This is a genomic window from Brevibacterium aurantiacum, assembly GCF_900169065.1.
GTDB classification, from domain to species: Bacteria; Actinomycetota; Actinomycetes; order Actinomycetales; family Brevibacteriaceae; genus Brevibacterium; species Brevibacterium aurantiacum.
Map to the genome: position 1 here is coordinate 1 of NZ_FXZB01000069.1, position 1054 is coordinate 1054.

A 1054-nucleotide genomic window follows, 5' to 3' on the forward strand; every position below is an offset into this window, starting at 1 on the left:
GCATTCAGCCATTGCTTATCGGCCGCCGGTCGAAGTTCATTCTGAATGGATCAACCAGAGTGATACCGAGTCGGTGGCTGCTTAGATAACCAGGAAAATAGCCCTCTATGAAACCCGGGGCTTGACAATCATTCCTGTGATCAAACGCTTCCAAGACCGGCATCAAGTATCGGACATGGTCGTCGCTGCCGATGCTGGCATGTTGTCAGCAAAGAATCTCAAGGAACTCGATGACGCAGGCCTGCGGTTCATTGTTGGTTCCAGGCAGGTCAAGGCCCCGCACGACCTGGCAACGTATTTCCACTGGAACGGCGATTGGGCCGATGACCAGACCGTCATCGATACGATCACTCCTCGTGGCCAGAAACGACTTGACACAGACCGAACAAAAACGAGGTCGGAACCCGTCTGGGACGCGGAGTCGTTTCCGGATGCGTGGCGGGCAGTCTGGCAGTACCGACGCAAGCGTGCAATGCGCGACGAACAGACCCTGAATCTGCAGCGCAACCGCGCTATCAGCATCATCGAGGGAGACTCGCAACCGAAATCAGCGAGGTTCGTCAAAACCAAGGGAGCGGAGAAAGTCTTCGACGAGAAGGCCTATGACCGGGCAATGAAGCTGTCCGGGTTCAAGGGGTACGTCACCAATATTCCAGGGACCATCATGCCCGCAAGGGAGGTCATCGGCAGCTATCACGACCTCTGGCATGTCGAGCAGTCGTTTCGGATGTCGAAGACAGATCTCGATGCCAGGCCGATATTCCACCGGACCAGGGACGCGATCGAGGCTCACCTGACGGTCGTGTTCACCGCGTTGGGTGTGGCGAGGTTTATGCAAGACGCATCAGGGGTGTCGTTGAAGAAGATCATCACAACGTTGCGTCCGTTGCGGGAGTTCACTGGCGTCATTGGTGATCAGGAGATCACTGAATATCCGTCTTGTTGGGGGCCGTCAATCGTGAGCTCGGGGGCCAGTTGCTTGGTCGCGTGATCGTGGGCGTCGGGACCATCTATGGCGTGTGCGGGGGCCACGAACTATAAGCTCCTTTCACCG

General features: G+C 56.6%; 1 pseudogene. It reads left to right on the forward strand.

The annotated features are described in order from the left end of the window. Positions 1-124: 124 nt before the first annotated feature. Positions 125-991: pseudogene (locus BAUR9175_RS19105) on the forward strand (IS1634 family transposase); the annotation flags it as partial. Between the last annotated feature and the right edge of the window lie 63 nt (positions 992-1054).